This window comes from Pseudoalteromonas sp. Isolate6 (genome assembly GCF_022398435.1).
Taxonomy (GTDB): Bacteria; Pseudomonadota; Gammaproteobacteria; order Enterobacterales; family Alteromonadaceae; genus Pseudoalteromonas; species Pseudoalteromonas galatheae.
The window spans coordinates 1-894 of the sequence record NZ_JAKEVK010000397.1 but is presented as its reverse complement, the minus strand read 5'-3'; the positions used below and the strand labels follow the sequence as shown (position 1 = coordinate 894).

Genomic DNA, 894 nt, shown 5'->3' with positions numbered 1-894 from the left:
ATCAAACTCATACAGATAAGTTTTACTGGTAGCTAATAACTTAGTGCCGTCTGGCGTTACTGCTGAGCGATAAATCGGCCAAGAAACCGCATTAGCAGCTAAAGTCTGCTCCGCATTGTCTAATGAGACCTTCCACAGTGATGACGTTTTAGTTGCGCTATCATTTTGCTCCATAAAGTATAGCTCACCATCATGTGCGGCGATATTTGAAGCTGTATTGGCTACCCCATCAACGTACGCATAAGTACCGTTGGTGACATCAAAATGATAAACATAGCTGTTGTTGTCTTCACCAAAGTTATTGATACCATAAACGCCAACTTTACAAGTCACCGGTGGCTCTGGTGGTGTAACTTCCTCTTCCTCTGTCACTACTACGTTGTCTAATAACGCACCCAATGAATCAGAAGTACCTAGGCCTTGAAACCGAAGTTGTGTTGAACTGCTCGTCGCTTCAACTGTGTACTCGTACTTTGTCCAGCCTCGGGTCGTTGCATTCATTGTTGCTAGGGTTGTATCACCAAACCATGCTCTTGCTCTATTTGTAGAGTTGTCACCTACAATTCTTGCTGAGTAATAAAAACTGACCTTGTAGCGTTTGCCAATCACAGTTGGAATATCTTGATAAATTGAGTAGTTTCCCGTCGAATCTAATTCAATATGACTGTCACCGCTCTGCGAGTCTATAAAATTTATCGTTGTCTTTTGGATTTCAAGTTTCGCACCTTCTGTACTCCACCCTTCTATTTCATCTAGTAAAGCCCAAGTCCCAGTTATTAAAGAGTTGTTTTCAAAAGAACCATTAGAGACTAAGTTTTCTGAACCTAGTACCGAGAATGGTAAAATTAATATCACCTTGGCTAATATCTTTTTCATAATGCATCTCTCGCTGAT

The 894-nt window shown here is 41.1% G+C and carries 1 protein-coding gene; it reads right to left on the bottom strand.

Annotated features, from left to right (window positions below; all coding sequences use genetic code 11):
* The coding region (locus L1D50_RS23115; protein ID WP_239966948.1) for a DUF642 domain-containing protein at positions 1 to 876 on the bottom strand (876 nt) is incomplete at its 3' end.
* Positions 877 to 894: the final 18 nt, after the last annotated feature.